This is a genomic window from Micromonospora phaseoli, assembly GCF_900109115.1.
GTDB lineage: Bacteria > Actinomycetota > Actinomycetes > Mycobacteriales > Micromonosporaceae > Micromonospora > Micromonospora phaseoli.
Genome location: NZ_FNYV01000007.1, coordinates 237,932 through 250,578 on the forward strand (window position 1 = coordinate 237,932; position 12,647 = coordinate 250,578).

Annotated in this window: 10 protein-coding genes and 1 riboswitch; of the genes, 6 read left to right on the plus strand and 4 right to left on the minus strand. The window is 71.1% G+C overall.

Features of this window, described 5'->3' with window-relative positions:
- The 3 genes from BMY89_RS19325 (at position 1) to BMY89_RS19335 (ending at position 4,022) form a co-directional block, all read left to right on the plus strand.
- Positions 1 to 1,380, plus strand: a complete 1,380-nt coding sequence (locus BMY89_RS19325; protein ID WP_092381406.1) for a serine/threonine-protein kinase — start codon at positions 1 to 3, stop codon at positions 1,378 to 1,380.
- Positions 1,377 to 3,212 carry a Stk1 family PASTA domain-containing Ser/Thr kinase gene (pknB, locus tag BMY89_RS19330; RefSeq protein WP_092381407.1) on the plus strand — a complete coding sequence of 612 codons (1,836 nt, stop codon included), beginning with the start codon at positions 1,377 to 1,379 and terminating at the stop codon, positions 3,210 to 3,212. Before BMY89_RS19325 ends, pknB begins: the two co-directional genes overlap by 4 nt.
- Positions 3,213 to 3,299: 87 nt before the next feature.
- A complete protein-coding gene (locus BMY89_RS19335; RefSeq protein ID WP_232521424.1) occupies positions 3,300 to 4,022 on the plus strand; it encodes a SanA/YdcF family protein in 723 nt (240 codons plus the stop codon).
- Positions 4,023 to 4,050: 28 nt separating this feature from the next.
- Here the strand turns inward: BMY89_RS19335 and BMY89_RS19340 are convergent, their stop codons facing one another.
- From BMY89_RS19340 to BMY89_RS19355, 4 genes are all read right to left on the minus strand, one after another.
- Positions 4,051 to 4,701, minus strand: coding sequence for an aminodeoxychorismate/anthranilate synthase component II (locus BMY89_RS19340; RefSeq protein ID WP_092381408.1), 651 nt, complete (start codon positions 4,699 to 4,701; stop codon positions 4,051 to 4,053).
- A gap of 4 nt (positions 4,702 to 4,705) precedes the next feature.
- Complete coding sequence (locus BMY89_RS19345; protein ID WP_092381409.1) at positions 4,706 to 5,008, minus strand: hypothetical protein; 303 nt, start codon at positions 5,006 to 5,008, stop codon at positions 4,706 to 4,708.
- A gap of 2 nt (positions 5,009 to 5,010) precedes the next feature.
- A complete protein-coding gene (locus tag BMY89_RS31005) occupies positions 5,011 to 6,678 on the minus strand; it encodes a class E sortase (protein WP_408631995.1) in 1,668 nt (555 codons plus the stop codon).
- Between the two features lie 619 nt (positions 6,679 to 7,297).
- Entirely contained in the window at positions 7,298 to 8,098 is an 801-nt protein-coding gene (locus tag BMY89_RS19355) for a DUF881 domain-containing protein (protein ID WP_092381410.1), read from the minus strand.
- A gap of 221 nt (positions 8,099 to 8,319) precedes the next feature.
- Here BMY89_RS19355 and BMY89_RS19360 point away from each other — a divergent pair, with 221 nt between their 5' ends.
- The 3 genes from BMY89_RS19360 (at position 8,320) to BMY89_RS19370 (ending at position 12,318) form a co-directional block, all read left to right on the plus strand.
- The gene (locus tag BMY89_RS19360) at positions 8,320 to 8,583 is read left to right on the plus strand and encodes a cell division protein CrgA (protein WP_092381411.1); all 264 of its coding nucleotides are present in this window, start codon (positions 8,320 to 8,322) and stop codon (positions 8,581 to 8,583) included.
- 275 nt (positions 8,584 to 8,858) lie between these two features.
- The gene (locus BMY89_RS19365) at positions 8,859 to 11,054 is read left to right on the plus strand and encodes a (Fe-S)-binding protein (protein WP_092381412.1); all 2,196 of its coding nucleotides are present in this window, start codon (positions 8,859 to 8,861) and stop codon (positions 11,052 to 11,054) included.
- A 268-nt stretch (positions 11,055 to 11,322) separates the two neighbouring features.
- Positions 11,323 to 12,318 carry a C40 family peptidase gene (locus BMY89_RS19370; RefSeq protein WP_092381413.1) on the plus strand — a complete coding sequence of 332 codons (996 nt, stop codon included), beginning with the start codon at positions 11,323 to 11,325 and terminating at the stop codon, positions 12,316 to 12,318.
- 193 nt (positions 12,319 to 12,511) lie between these two features.
- A riboswitch (cyclic di-AMP (ydaO/yuaA leader) is annotated at positions 12,512 to 12,647 on the plus strand.

Consider the following 12,647-nt stretch of genomic DNA (forward strand, 5'->3'; position numbering starts at 1 on the left):
ATGCTCAGTCCCGGAGTGCAGCTCGGCAACCGCTACCGGCTCGACGAGCGGATCGCCAGCGGCGGCATGGGCGACGTCTGGCGCGGCACCGACCAGGTGTTGGGCCGTACGGTGGCGGTCAAGAGCCTGCTCCCGGCGTTGCTGGACGAGCCGGGATTCGCCGAACGGTTCCGTGGCGAGGCCCGCACCATGGCGACGATCAACCATCCGGGCGTGGTCGACGTCTACGACTTCGGCAACGACCAGCAGATCGCCTTCCTGGTGATGGAGTACGTCGAGGGCGATCCGCTCTCGGCCACGCTGAGCCGGGTGGGTCGGCTCACCCCGGCGCGGACGATGGCGCTGGTCGCCCAGGCCGCCGACGCGCTGCACGCCGCGCACGTGAAGGGCATCGTGCACCGGGACGTAAAGCCCGGCAACCTGCTGGTCCGCCCCAACGGCACGCTGGTGCTCACCGACTTCGGCATCGCCCGCTCCGAACTCGTCGGGCAGCTCACCGCGGCCGGCTCGGTGCTCGGTACCGCGTCGTACATCTCCCCCGAGCAGGCCACCGGTCAGGTTGCCACCCCCGCCTCCGACGTCTACGCCCTGGGCGTGGTCGCGTACCAGTGCCTCGCCGGGCGGAGGCCCTTCGAGGGCGACAACCCGCTCGACATCGCGATGCGGCACGTCCGGGAGACGCCCAGGCCGCTGCCGTCCGACATCCCGCCGCAGGTCCGCGCGCTGGTGGAGCGGGCGTTGGCCAAGGATCCGAAGGACCGCTGGCCGAGCGCCGCCGCGCTGGCCGGGGTGGCGCGGCAGTTGAAGACAGGGCTGTCCCGGCAGGCCCGGGCGGGCGGCCAGGCCCCGATCTCCGCCGCGCCGGCATCGCCGGCACCGGGTCGAGCGCAGGTGCCGGCACCGCAGCCGCCGCGTCCTCAGACGGCGCCGCACTCCCCGCCCGCACCCCATCCGCTGGCGGCGGGGCATCGACCACCAACGAGCCATCCGCAGGCCCGGCCTCCGGTGGCGGCACCGCGCCACACGACGGTCGCGCCGGCGGCCACCGGCTACCCGCGTGGTGCGGCCCCGGTCCCACCGGGGTACCCGGCACAGCCCGGACCATCACGGCCTGCACCTCGACGATCACGCTCCGGAAGGGTGTTCCTGGTCATCGTGCTGGGCGCACTGGTACTCCTCTGCTCCGGCGTGGTTTCCTACCAACTGCGGAACAACCTTGGTGCCGGTGCGCCGGGTGGGACTTCCGTGCGAACGGTGCCCGCCGTCGTGCTGCGGCTCGACGGAGGAGACGATCCGGCCGGTAGCGCGTACCGTCGACTGGATCAGCCGCGACCGGGCGGCGACGAGACGACGACGAGCGAAGGACGACAGACGCGATGACAGCGCAGGCCCGCCTGCTCGGCGGCCGGTACCAGGTCGGCGAGCTGCTCGGCTACGGCGGCATGGCCGAGGTGCATCGCGGTCGTGACCTGCGGCTCGGTCGGGACGTCGCGATCAAGATGCTCCGGGCGGACCTGGCCCGGGACGCCACCTTCCAGATGCGCTTCCGGCGGGAGGCGCAGAACGCCGCCTCGCTCAACCACCCGGCCATCGTCGCCGTCTACGACACCGGCGAGGAGCAGGCGCCGACCGGCGAGACGCTCCCGTTCATCGTGATGGAGTTCGTGAACGGGCGCACCCTGAAGGAGGTGCTCGGCGCCGAGGGCCGGTTGCAGCCGCGTCGGGCGCTGGAAATCTCCGCCGACATCTGCGCCGCGCTGGATTTCAGCCACCGGCACGGCATCATCCACCGCGACATCAAGCCGGGCAACGTGATGCTCACCCAGACCGGCCAGGTCAAGGTGATGGACTTCGGCATCGCCCGCGCGCTGGCCAGCGGTGCCACCACGATGACGCAGACCAGCGCGGTGATCGGCACCGCACAGTATCTCTCCCCCGAGCAGGCGCGCGGCGAGGCGGTCGACGCCCGCTCCGACGTGTACGCCGCCGGTTGTGTCCTCTTCGAGCTGCTCTGCGGCAACCCGCCATTCGTCGGTGACAGCCCGGTCAGCGTCGCGTACCAGCACGTCCGGGAGGCTCCGCCGACGCCGAGCGACATCAATCCGGACGTCAACCCGGCGGTCGACGCGATCGTGCTCAAGGCGCTGTCGAAGAACCCACTCAACCGCTATCAGAGCGCCGGCGAGATGCGGGCGGACGTGCTCCGCGCCGCCGCCGGCCGGCCGGTGATGGCGACCCCGGTGCTGCGCGAGGACGAGACGGTGGCGATGGCCCCGGCCAGCGGACCGGGCTACCCGTCGGCCGGCGCGACGCAGACCCGGCAGATCCCGGCCCGGGTGGGTGACCCGCGCCAACGCAAGGCATCGTCCTGGCTGATCGCGATGTTCGCCGCGCTCGGTGTGCTGGCGGTGATCGCCCTGGTGGCCGCCCTGCTGCTGAACCAGCGGGACGCCGAGGACACCGCGGTGCCGACGGTCACCGGGCTGAGTCAGGCGGACGCGTTCGCCCAGATCGAACGGGACGGCCTGGTGCCGGCGCTGGGCGAGGCGGAGTTCACCTCGGACTGCCGTGAGGGCACGGTGACCCGCCAGACCCCGGCCGCCGGGGACCGGGTGCAGCCGAACAGCACGGTGACCGTGCGGATCTGCGGCGGCAAGCCCGAGGTCACCATCCCGTCCGGTCTCGTCGGCGGCACTCGCGAGAGTGCCGAGGAACGACTGGGGGAGCTCGAGCTCGAGGTCGAGATCGAGGAGGAGGACAGCGCGGAGCGCGCGGGTCTGGTGCTCAAGGTCTCGCCGGCCTCGGGAGAGAAGGTCGCGGAAGGCAGCACGGTCACCCTGACCGTCTCCCGGGGCAACGTCGTGCCGGTCCCGTCGGTGGTGGGCCAGACCGAGGCGGAGGCGAAGCGCACCCTGGCTGGCGCGGGTTTCAAGAGCCGCGTCGAGGACGGTCCGGAGGTCTCCGCCGACCAGGCCGGCCGGGTGGTCGACCAGAGCCCGAACGCCAACACGCCTCGCACCAAGGGTGAGACGGTGACGATCGTCGTGTCGGTGGAGAAGGAGGAGGAAGAGGAGCCGGATCCGCCGACCCCGACGCCGCCGACCGGTACGCCCACCACACCGCCGCCGGACGACGATGACGACGGTGGCGGTGGCAGCGGAGGCGGGGACGTCCTGCCGACCTTCCCGCCGTTCCGCCTGTCCGGCGAGTGACCCGCCGACCCGCCCGGCCCACCACCCGGCAGCAGTGACCCCAGCGATGCATGGCGGGTTGCTGGCCGGCCACCGTCCGTGCCCGCGGTGACCGACCCCGCGGCGGTCGGGCCGGCGGGCAGCGACTCGGCGGTGACCGATCCGGCGGGCCGGTCGAGGTGGCGGCGGCTGCGCCGGCTGGTCGCGCTGGGGCTGGCCGTACTGCTGCTCGTCAGCCTGCCCTGGCTCTGGACGACGCTCACCGCGCGCGGCCACATCCACGCGGCCGGCGAGGCACCGGACGCCGACGTGGTGATCGTGCTGGGCACGGCGGTGGCGCAGGACGGGCAACCGGGCGTCCGGTTGGCCGGCCGGCTGGAGACCGCCGCCGAGCTGGTGCACAGCGGGCGGGCCCGGGTGGTGCTCGTCTCCGGCGACGGCGGCGGGACGTCCGGGGACGAGCCGGCGGCGATGACCGGCTACCTGACCGGGCGACTCGGCGTCGACCCACGGCGCGTCGTCGCCGACCCGCACGGCCTGGACACGTACGACAGCTGCCTGCGGGCGCGCGAGGTGTACGGGGTCGAGCGGGCGCTGATCGTCACCCAGTCCTACCACCTGTCGCGGGCGGTGACGCTCTGCCGCCACCTCGGCATCGACGCCGACGGGGTGCCCGCCCGCTGCTCGGGCTGCGGAACTGCGCTGCTGCTGGAGAAGACCGCCCGGGACTACCTCGCCAGCGGCAAGGCGGCCTGGGACGTGGTCCGTCGCCGGCCGTCCGCCGTCGACTCGCCCGCGAACTCGGCTGTCGCGGACGCCCTCGCCGACTGAACGCGTCCGGGTGGTCCCTGCGGTCGGCTCAGGTGGTGGCGAAGGCGGCGCGGCGGCGGGTGTCGACCTCGGCGGCCAGCTCCGGGGCGCGCTCCAGCGCCGCCGGGTGACCACAGCTGGCGAGCCAGTTGGCCAGCATCAGGTGGCCGCCCTCGGTGAGCACCGATTCGGGGTGGAACTGGACGCCCTCGATCGGCAGGGTGCGATGGCGCATCGCCATCACGATCCCGGAGTCGGTCCAGCCCGTCACCTCCAGCTCGGCCGGCAGCGTCTCCCGCAGCACCGCGAGCGAGTGGTAGCGGGTCGCCGTGAACGGGTCGGGCAGGCCGGCGAGGACGCCTGTGCTGTCGTGTCGGACCTGTGAGGTCTTGCCGTGCAGCAGCTCCGGGGCGCGGGTGACGGTGGCCCCGAACGCCTCGCCGATGGCCTGGTGGCCGAGGCAGACGCCGAAGATGGGCAGCTTGCCGGCGTACTCCCGGATGACGTCGAGGCAGATGCCGGCGCGGTCCGGGCTGCCCGGCCCCGGTGAGAGCAGGATGCCGGCCGCGTCGAACCGTCCCACCTCGGCGACGTCGATCTCGTCGTTGCGTCGCACCTCGCACTCGACGCCGAGCTGGCCGAGGTACTGCACCAGGTTGAAGACGAACGAGTCGTAGTTGTCGATCACCAGGACGCGCATCGGCTCACTCGTCCTCGTCGGGCGGCGGGGTGTTGTTCCGGTCGGTGTCGTACGGCAGATCGTGCTCGTCGCCGGGCGGGGCGTCGTCGGCCGGACCGTCGTCGCCTGGGATCACGTCGTCTCCGGGCGCGCCCGGTACCCCGGAATCCTCCTGGGTGACCTGCACGTCGTCGAAGGGCAGCAGTGGCTCGGCCCAGGGGAACACCACGTACCAGAGCAGGGCCACCGCCGTGGTGGCGATCAGCAGGCTGCCGGCGAGCTTGCCTGGCAGCCCGAAGGGAAGTTTGCGCCAGATCCAGGCGTACATCGTCAGGTCCCCAGCTCCGCCGGACGCCCCTCAGCCTTCGGCTGGGTACGCGTCAACTCGGCGTGAATGATCAACCGCTGATAGTTGTCGAACTTCGGGTTGCAGGTGGTCAGGGTCAGCATCCGTTTGGTCGGTTTCTTCCCTGGTTCGCCCGGCACCGGGGCGACCACCTCGACCTGGCTCGGCTTGACGATCAGGCTCTCGGTGACCTGATAGACGTACCAGTCGTTGCGACCCTCGACGATGATCGGGTCGCCGTCGCGCAGCTCGTCCAGCCGCCAGAAGGTGGCCCGGTTCCGGTGCCCGGCCACGGAGAAGTTGCCCACCTGGCCCGGCAGGGCGCTGTCCGGATAGTGGCCCGGGGCGTACCGGATGTCCTTCTGGCCGACGCCCTCGACCACGATCCATTCCTTCTCGAACTTGGGGATGTAGAGACCCGCGATCGGCGTGCCGTGTACCGCCGGTTTGGCCGGGGCGGACGGGCTCGCCGAGGGGCCGGCCACCGTCGGGTCCGGCTCCGGCTCCCACGCCTGCGCCAACTGCTCACTCAGCTCACCCTGGTGGGCGTCGACGATGGCCGACTTGCCCCAGATCTCGTAGCCGGCGAAGAGCAGCACCACCAGGCCGAAGGTGATCAGCAGCTCGCCGCTGAACCGGAGACCGGTGCGGATCCGGGACCAGATCGACGGGCGGGTCAGCTCCGAGTAGACACTCTTGTAACCCGCATCCGTCTGGTGCGCGCGCAGCTGCACCACCCGGTCGCCCCGCCGTGGCTTGGGGGTCTCGGCGGGTGAGTCGGCGCCGTCGGCCGGCTCTGCGGTCTTCGGTGGCCGAGGCACCGCCCCCATCAGGGCGGTCGAGTCCATCGTGGGCGGGCTGACCGGTTTGGCCCCGGTGATCGCCGGGATCAGAGCGGTCGCCGCGGGGTCGACCGGCCGGTTAACGGCGGTCTGCGGACCCGGCTCGTTCGGGGGCCCGGGGCGGGGTTGCTGGCTCGGGGCCCCCGGGCCACTCGTCGGCTTGCTCGGGCGGTCCGGCGGGCTGCCCGGGGTGGGTGCCGAACCGGCTGGCCTGCCTGCCGCAGGGGGAGCCGTCGGGTTGGTCCGGGTCGGCTCCGCCGCCTGGCCACTGGCTCCGGGCCGGGTGGTGGCAGCATCCTTGATCTTGGGGATCAACGCGGTCGGCGCGTCACCCGACAAGCCGCCCTGACCCGTGGGGCGGTCCGGCGCCGGTCGGCTGGGCTCCACCTGCCCTGGATGAGGGCGTTGCCCGCCGTACGAGGGCGACCCGTTGGACGGCCCACGCTGGGCTGTGCCGTCCCGTCCCGGTTGCCCGGTCTGGGGTGCGTGTCCGCCCTGTTGCGGCTGGGGCAGGTGAACGGGCGGCGATTGAGGTGAGCTGCTGCTCGGTGGTGCCGTGGCGGGTCGAGGAGCGGCCGGCTGGGCGCCGGGCCAGGGCGGCGGGGTGCCGATGGCTGCGGACTGCACGGCGCTGGTCGGTGCCGAGCCGCCCGGCTGGCCCGAGGTGCCGGCACCGGAGGCGCCGGCACCGGAGGCGCCGGCCGGGGCGGCGTCGCTGACGCCGGGCCGGCCGTTGCCCGGTTGGTCCGTGGTGGCCACGGGCCGGGCCGGTTCGAAGGCTCCGCGCCAGGGCGTCGGCCCCACCGGGATGTCCGGCTCGCTGGACGGCAGGGCTACCCCGTGCCACTGGTCGGCGCTCGTCGTGCTCTGCCGCCGGCCGGGTGTACCGCCGAGCCCCTGATCCGGTGCCGGCTCCCGCTGGCCCGTCGGGAGTACCGGGTTCGCGGTGGGCTCCGTGGCGGGCTCCGTGGCGGGCGCGGGGTCCCACTGGTTCGCCGTGGCGGGTGTCCGGTCCCACTGGTTCGCCGTGGCGGGCGCGGGATCCCACTGGTTCGCCGTGGTCGGTGTCGCGTCCCACTGGTTGGCTGAGCGGTCGGTGGTCGGCGCGGGGTCCCACCGGCCTGGGGCGACGGGCGGGACAGGCGCGACGGCGGCGTCGAACCGGCCGGAATTCGGCCGCTGACCGTCCGGCACCCGGTCGCCGGTCGACGTCTGGTCGGCCGGGCGCGGCGACGGGGAGGCGGTCGTGGGCGGGTCGTACGGCGACCGGGGAGGTCCGGGCCGGGTGGGCAGCACCGGGTCCGGCCATGCGCCAGCCGGTCGGCTCTGGGTGCTGGCGGGTTCGGGCCGCTCGACCTTGGGCAGGAATGCGGTGGGTTCATCGGCCTGGTCGCGGTGCCGGCCGTCGGGTTGCTGGCTCACTGCGGCCTCACTGGGGCACCGTCGCCGAACGTAGTGTGGTGGAGTCCTCGAACGCCGGCACGGTGACGGTCGCGACTTCCTCTGAGTAGCCGAGTTGGTAGTTGTCGACAGCGTCCCTGAACCACCGGACTCCCTCAGAAGCGGCGAGGGCCTGCCGGAGCACGGCGGGATCGCCAATTGCCACGATCTCGAAAGGTGGGGAATGTACCCGCCCGTGTAGCAGCAGGGTGTTACCGACGCAGCGTACCGCGCTGGTCGTCAGTACGCGGACGTTCTCGATCGACATTGCCTCGGCGCCGCCGGCCCACAGGGCGTTGACCACAGCCTGGACGTCCCCTTGGTGGACAACCAGGTCGTCGTTGGTCGCACCGTCGGGTAGGCGGCCGGACTGCGGCGCGTCGTCCAGCTCGACGATCAGGCCGGGGCCGGTGAGGGCGGTGAAGCCGGCCGCGGTACGGCTGGCATCGGCTCGTTCCTGCTGTTCCTTGATCGGGCCGTCCGAGTCGGCGAGGTCGGTCGTGCGGCTCTCGACCTCGCCCCGCAGTGCGGCGGCGCGTTCCTCGTTGGTCGCCACCTGAGCGCGGCGGTCCTCGATGAGCTCCGTGAGCTGGGGCCGCCGGTCCTCACGTAGCGCGGTGCCGCCGGCTGTGGTGGCCGTCGTGGTGAAGAGCAGCCCGGCCGCGAGGGCGATCAGCGGTACGCCGACCGACCAGAGCGGCCGGCGCTGGCGTGGCCGGCGGGGCAGTAAGCCGCCGACGAGTCGTCGCAGCGCCTTCTGCCACGACGCCGCGCCGGACGTGTACTCCACGGACCGTCCCCCTTGATCTTGCGCTGCGGAGCCGCCTGGTGCGGTCCGAGCGACGTGGCTCTGCGCTGCGTTCCGGTGCGACCCGGTACGGGTCTGGCACCATTCGTGGATTGAACGGGTCTTCCGGACTACGCTAGCTCTCGAACATTATTGGCCATGGACCGTCGCCCTCGCGCCCGGTTGTCAGGCCGGACGAGGTCGTAACCCCTCTGGAGAGCGTCGTGCCCAAGTCTCAGGTCCGCAAGAAGAAGGTGTACACCCCGCCCACGGACGTTCGCCCGACGGCGACCGCCGCGACGCGGAAGCCCAGCCCGATGTGGCTGCCGGTCTCTGCCGTCTCGCTGATCGTCTTCGGCATCGGCTGGTTGGTGGTCTACTACCTCTCCGAGCAGGAGTACCCGGTCATGGAGCTGGGCTACTGGAACCTGGCGGTCGGCTTCGGGGCGATGGTCGGCTCCCTGATCCTGCTCTCCCGCTGGCGCTGACCCCCAGTTCGTCGGGTACGACCAGCGGTGGTCAGCCCGGGCCCGGCGCAGCGGATGCCGGCGCTGCCTCCTAAGGTGTGCGCAGGGCGGCGTGGCCCAAGGTGCGAGAAGACTCACGTTACCGCTGGGTAACCTTGCGCGTAGGCTGCACTGCATGACCGAGCGGAGCGAGGTCATCGACCGGTCAGGTTGAGATGCGGCGGCGGTAGGGCGGCCGCATCTCCGACCCGGTCGCCGAGCCGCTCGACGCAGCAGCAGACCGGGAGGCCAACTCGATGGGCAGCGTCCAGATCGTCACCACGATCCTCGCGGCCGCCATTACCGCCGTGGCGGTGTGGCTTGCGGTGCGTGCGGTCTCGAAGATGGTGGCCGTGATCCGGCTGGGTCAACCCGACCCGACCCGGTTCGGCGAAAAGACCAGCCGTGCGACAACCATGCTCGCGGAGACCGCCGGACACACCCGGATGCTCCGCTGGAGCGTGGTGGGCGCGGCGCACTGGTTCGTGATGGTCGGCTTCGTCGTGCTGTCGCTGCTGGTGCTCGAGGCGTACTTCGAGGTGGTGTCGGCGACCGGCGGGCTGCCGCTGATCGGCGGCTGGGCGCTCTACGGGCTGGTCACCGAGTGGATCGGCATCCTGGGTGTCGTCGCCATCGTGGTGCTGATCGCCATCCGGCTGGCCAACCGCCCCAACCGGGCCGGACGCCGGTCGCGGTTCACCGGCTCGACGATGTGGCAGGGCTACTTCGTCGAAGCGGTCGTCCTCGCCGTACTGATCATGGGCTTCGTGATCCGCGGCTTCAAGGTGGCCACCGACCACTTCGAGTACCCGACCTGGGCCACCCCGCTCAGCCACGCGGTCGGCTCGATGCTGCCGGGCTGGGAGTCCGCCGTCAGCATCGCCGCCCTCATCAAGATCTCGATCTCGATGACCTGGGTCATCGTGATCTCGCTGAACGTGACCATGGGCGTCGCCTGGCACCGCTTCCTCGCCTTCCCCAACATCTTCTTCAAGCGGCAGCCGGCCTCGGCCGGCTCCGGCCTCGGCGCGCTGCGGCCGATGATGAGCAACGGCAAGCCGCTGGATTTCGAAGAGGCCGACCCGGAAAAGGACCAGTTCGGCGTGGCGCACGTCGAGCAGTTCACCTGGAAGGGCCTGCTCGACTTCAGCACCTGCACGGAGTGCGGGCGATGCCAGTCGCAGTGCCCCGCCTGGAACACCGGCAAGCCGCTCTCGCCGAAGCTGCTGGTGCTCAGCCTGCGTGACCACGCGTACGCCAAGGCGCCCTACCTGCTGGCCGGCGGTGGCAAGGACCTCACCGGCGAGGAGAAGGCCACCGCCGCGCAGCTCGCCCACGTCGACGTGCTGGCGCTCGCCGAGGCGGAGAAGCCGTTGATCGGCGACGCCGAGTCCGGCGGCGTGATCGACCCGGACGTGCTCTGGTCATGCACCACCTGCGGCGCCTGCGTGGAGCAGTGCCCGGTGGACATCGAGCACGTCGACCACATCGTCGACATGCGCCGCTACCAGGTGCTGATCGAGTCGAACTTCCCCGCCGAGGCCGGCGTGATGCTGCGCAACCTGGAGAACAAGGGCAATCCGTGGGGCGCGCCGCAGAACACCCGTGAGGACTGGACGAAGGGCCTCGACTTCGAGGTCCCCCGCGTCGGCGAGGTCGAGGACTTCGAGTACCTCTTCTGGGTGGGCTGCGCCGGTGCGTTCGAGGACCGGGCCAAGAAGACCACGCGGGCGGTCGCCACGCTGCTCAACGAGGCGGGTGTCTCGTTCGCCATCCTCGGCGAGGGAGAGACCTGTTCGGGCGACCCGGCCCGGCGGATCGGCAACGAGTTCGTCTTCCAGATGCTCGCCCAGCAGAACGTCGAGACCCTCAACGAGGCGTTCGAGGGTCGGGAGCAGAGCAAGAAGAAGATCGTCGCGACCTGCCCGCACTGCTTCAACACGCTGGGCAACGAGTACGGCCAGCTGGGCGGCGAGTTCGAGGTCGTGCACCACACCCAACTGCTGGCACACCTGGTCAGCACCGGCAAGCTCACCCCGGTGCAGCCGGTCGACGGTGGCGTGACGTACCACGACCCCTGCTATCTGGGCCGGCACAACCGGGTCTTCGCCGCACCCCGCGAGGTGCTCGGCGACTCGATCAAGGGTGATCTCGTCGAGATGCCGCGCAACAGCGAGCGCTCCTTCTGCTGCGGCGCCGGTGGCGCCCGGATGTGGATGGAGGAACGGATCGGCAAGCGGGTCAACGTGGACCGGGTGGAAGAGGCCATGTCCACCGGGGCGAAGACGGTCGCCGTGGGCTGCCCGTTCTGCTCGACGATGCTCAACGACGGGGTGAACGGCAAGGGTGCCGGCGAGCAGGTCGAGGTGGTCGACGTGGCCAGCGTCCTGCTCCGCTCGGTCCGGCCCGAGCAGGCGCCGGGCACCGGGGAGCAGACACCGGTCGCCGGCTGACGGCGGCGTACCCGACAGGCGCGGCGGCACCCCTCACCGGGTACCGCCGCGCCTGGTTTTGTATTGACCCGCATAAGTGTCACGAAATGGTCGACACCCTTTGTGTGCGGGCCGTAGCTCAAAGGTGAATGAGCCGTTGGTCGCCTTGATTCCGTACGGCGCCTTCCCTAATGTGAAGCACCGGCCGCCGTAGGTCGTCTGTCTCGCCCCTTACCGCTCGCGAGGCGCCCGGTGGCCGGTTGCAAAGGAGTCGGTACCGGTGGCAACCATGCCCCTCCATCGTCATGCGACGGGACGTGCCCGTCCGGGCGGCACCCGTCGGATCGCTCGTCGGCTCGTCGTCCTCGTCGCCGCCGCAGCGGTCGGTGCTGGCCTGCTCGCCGCCCCCGCGTACGCCGAGCCCACGGTCGACGAGATCGAGGCGCAGATCGACAAGCAGTGGCAGCAGTTGGAGCCCACGATCGAGCAGTACAACAAGGTGCGGGCGGAGCTGCGGGTCAACCGAGCAAAGTCCAAGGACCTGCAGAAGAAGATCGAGCCGCTGGCCCTGGAGACCGAGCTGGCGATGAACCGGGTGGCCGACCTGGCCTCCCGCTACTACGTCAGCGGCCCTTCGACCGAGCTCGGCGCGGTGCTGCTCAACGCGAATCCGGACCTGCTCGGCGAGCAGATGGCGCTCCTTGACCGGCTGGCGACGCAGGAGCGCCGGCAGCTCGAGGGCGTCATGAAGATCCGGAAGAAGTACGACGACCAGAAGGCCAAGCTCGACGGGTTGATCGCCGACCAGGAGAAGAAGGAAAAGCAGCTGGCGGCGAAGAAGAAGCAGATCGACGCCGAGATCAAGAAGCTTGAGCGTTCGCTGCCGGTGACCACGGTCAAGACGACCAACTGCCCGACCATCAACGGTGTGGTCAGTGAGGCGGCCCGGGTTGCCATCAGGACGGCCTGCGCCCAGGTCGGCAAGCCGTACGTCTGGGGTGCCACCGGACCGAACTCGTTCGACTGCTCCGGTCTCACCCAGTACGCGTACCGGGCGGCCGGCATCAACCTCACCCACTTCACCGGCGCTCAGTGGAACGAGGGGAAGGCCATCGCCCGGGCCGACGCCCGCCCCGGCGACCTCGTCTTCTTCCGTAGCGACGTGAGTCATGTCGGGATCTACCTGGGTAACAACCAGATGGTCCACGCGGCGCGGGCCGGTAAGCCGGTCAACGTCTCCCCGATCACGACCATGCCGGTGGCCGGTTTCCGCCGGCCTGGCTGATCGCCGCCGAACAGCGCTGCTGAGCGGTCGCGCAGGAACGAGGAAAGGCCCCCGGTCAAGCACCGGGGGCCTTTCTCAATGTCGGATCTAAGCACCGAGAGTAACGGTGTGGATGTGTTGCGTATCGACGCTCGTCGTCTCTACGCTGGGCAATCGTCGGCCCGCTGGCAGTTCCGCCCAACCGGGCGGTAACGGTCCGACACCGCCGAGTCGCTCCTGTGCGAGCCGGGGACCCAGGTGCCCCGGGGTGAATCCGCGATCGCCGCGGTAGGGCGCCCCTTCCCGCCCGAACCCGTCAGCTAACCCGGTAGGCGGTATGGCGAGAAGGA

Coding starts and splice junctions, on each gene's coding strand:
- BMY89_RS19340 (WP_092381408.1), bottom strand. CDS start 4,701: ATGCGCGTCCTGGTGATCGACAACTACGACTCGTTCGTCTTCAACCTG.
- BMY89_RS19325 (WP_092381406.1), top strand. CDS start 1: ATGCTCAGTCCCGGAGTGCAGCTCGGCAACCGCTACCGGCTCGACGAG.
- pknB (WP_092381407.1), top strand. CDS start 1,377: ATGACAGCGCAGGCCCGCCTGCTCGGCGGCCGGTACCAGGTCGGCGAG.
- BMY89_RS19345 (WP_092381409.1), bottom strand. CDS start 5,008: ATGTACGCCTGGATCTGGCGCAAACTTCCCTTCGGGCTGCCAGGCAAG.
- BMY89_RS19370 (WP_092381413.1), top strand. CDS start 11,323: ATGCCCCTCCATCGTCATGCGACGGGACGTGCCCGTCCGGGCGGCACC.
- BMY89_RS19365 (WP_092381412.1), top strand. CDS start 8,859: ATGGGCAGCGTCCAGATCGTCACCACGATCCTCGCGGCCGCCATTACC.